Here is a 5566-nt window from a genome sequence, read left to right on the forward strand (position 1 = left end):
TCCGCGCTTTCCGTGCTATCTGGTGCCGCGCAGTAACGGCCATTTCATGCTGGGTGCCACGATGGTGGAAAGTGACGATGACAGCGCGATCAGCGCACGCGCCTTGATGGAACTGCTCAGCGCGGCATACGCCATTCATCCTGCTCTTGCCGAAGCCCGCGTGGTGGAAAGCGGCAGCGGTTTACGTCCTGCTTATCCGGCCAACCTGCCGGAAATCCATTATCAAAACGACACTTACTATCTTAACGGCATGTATCGCCACGGTTTTCTGCTGGCGCCAATGATGGCAGAACAACTGATGCAGCGCCTTTTCGGGGAACAATCCTATGAATATTCAGCTTAACGGCCGTGCGATTCGCACTGAGGCCAGCACGCTCAGCGAATTGCTGATCGAGCAGCAAATTGATGCCGCCTGCGTTGCCAGCGCTTTCAACGGCAACTTTGTGCCTAAAAGTCAGTACAGCAGCCAGCAGCTGGAAGAGGGCTGTCAGTTGGAAGTCTTGTCCCCGATGCAGGGAGGTTGAAACATGTTTTACGATTTCACTCCCCAGTCACGTTTTCTGCTTGGCACCGCGGGCTATCCATCACCGGCGATTCTGCAACAGGCCATTGCCGCCTCTGGCACGGAAATCATCACCGTCAGTTTGCGTCGTGAAGGCGCGGCGGGTGCGGCTTTTCGCGAGCTGCTGACCGGGCTGGACATTCGCGTGCTACCGAATACCGCAGGCTGCCACACGGTGAAAGAGGCGGTGACCACCGCGCAGATGGCGCGCGAGCTGTTTAATACCTCGTGGATCAAACTGGAGGTAATTGGTCATGCCGACACGCTCCAACCCGATCCTTTTGCGCTGGTTGAAGCGGCACGCATCCTGTGTGCGGATGGTTTTCAGGTCTTCCCGTACACCACCGAAGATTTGATCGTCGGTGAGAAGCTGCTGGAAGCCGGTTGTGAACTGCTGATGCCGTGGGGCGCACCCATCGGCTCCGGGCAGGGCCTGCGCAACATTGAAGGATTACGCGCGATGCGGGCATGGTTCAGCGACATCCCGTTGATAATTGATGCAGGCATCGGTGCGCCATCACAGGCCGCACAGGCGATGGAGATGGGCTTCGATGGCATCCTGCTCAATACCGCCGTGGCGAAAGCCGGCGATCCGGTTGGCATGGCGAACGGTTTCCGTCTGGCGATTGAAGCGGGGCAGGCCGCACGCAGTGCTGGTTTGATGGAGAAGCGCGATATGGCGGCAGCTTCAACACCGATCTTCGGTCTGGCGAGTTTGAGTTAAGGAGCCACCATGGATCGCTATCAACGGCAGATGATGCTGCCGGAAATCGGTGTCGAAGGTCAGCAAAAGCTGGCGGATGCGCGCGTCCTGGTGGTGGGGGCGGGCGGATTGGGTGCCACGTTGTTGCCGCAGCTGGTTGGCGCAGGCGTCGGTTTTATCCGCCTGTGTGACGACGATGAAGTGGCCTTACACAATCTTCATCGCCAGACGCTGTTTACGATGCAGGACATCGGTCACAGTAAGGCAGCACGTGCGCAACAGGCGCTGTTGCAACGTAATCCCGAGGTGCAGATAGAGGTGGTGCCACGGGCTATCGGCGCCAGCGATCTGCCGCACCTCCTCACGGATATCGATCTGGTGATTGATGCCGCTGATAACTTCGCGGTGACCTATCAACTCTCCGACGCCTGTCTGGCAACGCAGATTCCTTTGATCAGTGCATCAGTATTAGGTCGTCAGGGCTACGTCGGTGGCTTCTGCGGCAGCGCGCCGAGCTATCGGGCACTGTTTCCACGCTTACCCGCCTCCGCAGCCAACTGCAACACCGCAGGCGTGATGGGACCGGCAGTGGCGACTTTGGGTGCAATGCAGGCTCAGATGGCACTCAGCGTGCTGTTGGATCTGCAACCTTCACCCCTCGGCAGTGTGATCAACTGTGACTTCATCAACTGGCATATGCGCGCATTTCGTTTTGACGGCGCGGAAGAGCCAGAAAACAGCGTGCCCTTTATCGATGAGCAACTGCTGACGAAAGATGATTACATTGTCGAGTTGCGCGCGGTGGAAGAAGCCCCCGTCAGCGTAGCGAACATCGTCGAACGCATTCTGCCGCACGCCATAGTCGATTGGCAGCCGCCGCAGGATCGGCGCATCGTGCTGGTATGTGCCAGCGGCATTCGCGCGGCGCAGGCGGCCTCGGTGTTGGAAGCGCGAGGGTTTACCCGTCTGGCAATGTTGGCGGCAAAGCGACTATGAATCCGATCGGATTTAATGACATCACCTTTAGCTGGGGCGAACAGGCGCTGTGCCAGCAACTCAATCTGCAACTGCGCGGCGGTAAAACCACGGTGCTATTAGGGCGCAGCGGCATTGGGAAAAGCACCTTATTGCGGCTGGTGGCGGGTTTGCTGCAGCCGCAACAGGGCGATATCAGCGGGTTGCCGGGCAACGTGGCGTGGATGGGGCAACAGGATCTGTTGTATCCGTGGCTGACGGTGCTGGAAAACGTGATGCTTTCCGCTCGGCTCAACGGTGAAAAACCGGACCGCGCGCGTGCGTTGGCGCTGCTTGAGCAGGTGAAGCTGAGTGAGGTGGCGCAAGCCTCACCGGATAAGCTTTCAGGCGGGATGCGGCAGCGTGTGGCACTGGCACGTACACTGTATGCCCAACGCGAAGTGGTGCTGATGGATGAGCCCTTCGCCACGCTGGATGTGATGACCAAACTCAGTCTGCAAACCCTGACTGCCACGCTGCTCAAGGGCAAAACGGTGCTGCTGGTTACGCACGATCCGCTCGAAGCCTGCCGTATGGCCGATGACATCGTGCTGTTGCATGGCCAGCCGTTAGCGGTTGAAAGCTGGCCGGTGCCTGCGGGTGATGCTCCCCGATCCCTTGATGATCCTCGCCTGCTACAGGCGCAGGGCGAACTCTTTTCCCGACTGAATCAAGATGAAAAAACTGTTTAGCGCGATCTATCTGATCGCGGTGCTGCTGTGTGGCTGGCTGCTGGCGCGGCACCATGGCGTGCCTGACTTTTTGCTGCCTTCGCCACTGGCGGTGTTGGAGGCATTATGGCTGCATCGCCAGCTGCTGGCGCATCACGCGTTGTTTACCCTGGCAGAGATTGTGCTGGCGTTGCTGCTGGGCGTTGGGACGGGCGTGACGCTGGCGGTCCTGATGGCAGGCAGCCAGACGCTGCGTCGCGTGCTGTTTCCGCTCGTGACCGCCAGCCAGGCGATTCCGGTGTTTGCGCTGGCGCCACTGCTGGTGTTGTGGCTGGGATTTGGCATCGCCTCCAAGGTGGTAGTCGCGGCGTTAATCGTTTTCTTCCCGCTGTGTCTGTCGCTATTTGATGGCCTGTGCCGTACGCCCTCCGGCTGGCTGGAACTGGCGGGTACGCTGAATCCTTCACGTGCGCGGATTTTTTGGCACGTGCGCTGGCCCGCAGCGCTCCCGCAGTTCTTTTCCGGTTTGCAGATGGCGGTGGTGCTGGCCCCGATTGGGGTGGTGATTGGCGAATGGGTCGGTGCCAGCGAAGGGCTGGGCTATCTGATGATGCAATCCAACGCCCGCCTGGAAACCGCCACCAGTTTTGCTGCTTTATTGTTGTTATTGATGCTGGCGCTGCTGCTCTCCGGCGGCGTCGCGTTGCTGCGTAAAAAATTCCTCTGGCACTCAACATAAGGACGTCCCTTGAACACCATACGTACCGCGATTACCGCTTTGCTGCTGCTGGCAACCACCAGCGCACACGCCGAACAGAAGGTCCGCTTGCTGCTCGACTGGTTTGTAAACCCCAACCATGCAGCCATTTTTGCCGCGCAGTACAGCGGCGCTTTCAAGAAGGAAGGGCTGGATGTCGAGATGATCGCCCCGGCTGATTCGGCGTCGGTGCCGCTGCTGCTGGCGGCAGGCAAGGCCGATCTGGCAATCAGCTATCAGCCACAGCTTTACACGCTGGTGGAGAAGGACGTTCCGGTGATGCGTGTCGGCACGCTGATTGGTCAGCCGCTGAATACGCTGACCACCGTGTCCAGCGATATCCATTCACTTAAAGATTTAGCGGGTAAAACGCTGGGTTACGCGGTGCCAGGATCGGAAGATGTGGCGATCCGCAATATGCTGAAATCGCAGGGCGTGGATGTCAATTCGGTGAAATTAATTAGCCTAAATATGGATTCCACTTCGGCGCTGCTGACGCACAAAATCGATGGCGCGATGACCATTTTCCGCAATTACGAGCTGATCGATTTGCAGGATAAGGGCGCGAAGCCGGTAGTGTTTAAACCCGAAGATTATGGTGTGCCCGCTTATGATGAGCTGATCATTCTGGCGAACAACAAGAGCGCCGCCCAGGACAAGCGTATTCCGGCATTCTTACGCGGTCTGGACGCGGGTGTGGTGTGGTTGCGTGCGCATCCGGAAGAAGCCTGGAAGGCGTTTATTAAGCAGTATCCTGAGCTGAACACCAAACTCAATCATCAGGCATGGGAAGCGACATTGCCGCTGTTTGATGGGCACAGCGCCACCTTTGATAAAGCAAGGTATCAGGCGTTTGGTGAATATATGAAAGCCAACGGGCTGATCAAAGATGTGGCGCCGATGACACGTTATTCTTTGGAGCAGTAACCGGTGTGCGGGCTGGCTAATTCGCTGGCCCGCAACACACTTTCACCTTCCATCCTTTATGCTCTAACCTGCAGAACGCAGAACGCAGAACGCAGAACGCAGAACGCAGAACGCAGAACGCAACCACTAGCCCATTCGGCATGACCACTCAATCTTCATCCGCGCTCCAGCATCAAATTTCACCAATCACCAACCCTCAACCACTCCTCGGCAACCTTCCTCGGCCCTGGCCACCAAATCCTCTTGCACCCCATCTTTATTTTGATAATGATATCCATTCTCAATTATCAAGTGATGGATAACCTGATGCGTCTGCCCGTTCTGGCTTTACTCTTCTGCCTCATTTCCGTGTTTAACCAGGCTACCGCCGCTGAAGATTCAGCCAGCTGGCCTCGCACCATACCCACTCCGCAAGGCCCGTTCACCTTACAGCAGCCACCGCAGCGCATTGTCTCCACCAGCGTGACGTTGAGCGGCACCTTACTGGCGATTAACGCGCCGCTGATTGGGTCTGGCGCCACCAGCCGCAACAGCAGTGTGTCCGATGCCCAGGGCTTCTTTACCCAGTGGGGGGAGGTCGCCAAAGCACGTCACGTCAAGCCGCTCTATGTTTCCCAGCCTAACGCGGAAGCGATAGCCGCGGAGGCACCAGACCTGATCGTTATCGCGGCGACCGGTGGGGACTCTGCGCTGAAACTCTACGATCAGCTGAAAACCATCGCGCCCGTGCTGGTGGTTGATTACGGCGATAAGAGCTGGCAGGCGCTGGCGTTGCAGCTTGGCAATATCACCGGTCACGAAGCGGAGGCGAAACAGGTGATTGCTAAGTTTGACCAACGCGTCGAGACACTGCGCAGCAAAATTACCCTGCCGCCACAGCCCACCTCGGCGATTGTCTATTACGAAGATGGGCGCGGCATGAATGTGTGGAC

General features: G+C 57.8%; 8 protein-coding genes. All 8 read left to right on the forward strand.

Translation table 11 applies throughout. The annotated features are described in order from the left end of the window. Positions 1-343, forward strand: a 343-nt coding sequence (locus H7A81_RS25295) for an FAD-dependent oxidoreductase (protein WP_182059100.1), incomplete at its 5' end; no start/stop codon positions are given. After that, the gene (gene thiS / locus H7A81_RS25300; protein WP_034830370.1) at positions 327-524 is read left to right on the forward strand and encodes a sulfur carrier protein ThiS; all 198 of its coding nucleotides are present in this window, start codon (positions 327-329) and stop codon (positions 522-524) included. The genes H7A81_RS25295 and thiS, both read left to right, overlap by 17 nt. A 3-nt stretch (positions 525-527) precedes the next feature. Beyond that, positions 528-1286: a thiazole synthase gene (locus H7A81_RS25305; RefSeq protein ID WP_160867081.1), complete on the forward strand. Its 759-nt coding sequence runs from the start codon at positions 528-530 to the stop codon at positions 1284-1286. 9 nt (positions 1287-1295) lie between these two features. Beyond that, positions 1296-2261, forward strand: coding sequence for a HesA/MoeB/ThiF family protein (locus tag H7A81_RS25310; RefSeq protein ID WP_182059101.1), 966 nt, complete (start codon positions 1296-1298; stop codon positions 2259-2261). Further along, on the forward strand, positions 2258-2971 hold the full coding sequence (locus H7A81_RS25315; protein ID WP_182059102.1) for an ABC transporter ATP-binding protein: 714 nt from the start codon (positions 2258-2260) through the stop codon (positions 2969-2971). The genes H7A81_RS25310 and H7A81_RS25315 overlap by 4 nt, the downstream gene beginning before the upstream one ends. Continuing rightward, positions 2955-3689: an ABC transporter permease gene (locus tag H7A81_RS25320; protein WP_160867084.1), complete on the forward strand. Its 735-nt coding sequence runs from the start codon at positions 2955-2957 to the stop codon at positions 3687-3689. Before H7A81_RS25315 ends, H7A81_RS25320 begins: the two co-directional genes overlap by 17 nt. 9 nt (positions 3690-3698) lie before the next feature. Further along, positions 3699-4634, forward strand: coding sequence for an ABC transporter substrate-binding protein (locus tag H7A81_RS25325; RefSeq protein ID WP_182059103.1), 936 nt, complete (start codon positions 3699-3701; stop codon positions 4632-4634). Between the two features lie 306 nt (positions 4635-4940). Further along, the coding region (gene fepB / locus H7A81_RS25330; RefSeq protein ID WP_255479047.1) for a Fe2+-enterobactin ABC transporter substrate-binding protein at positions 4941-5566 on the forward strand (626 nt) is incomplete at its 3' end.

This window comes from Pantoea sp. ME81, assembly GCF_903970985.1.
Taxonomy (GTDB): domain Bacteria; phylum Pseudomonadota; class Gammaproteobacteria; order Enterobacterales; family Enterobacteriaceae; genus Pantoea; species Pantoea communis.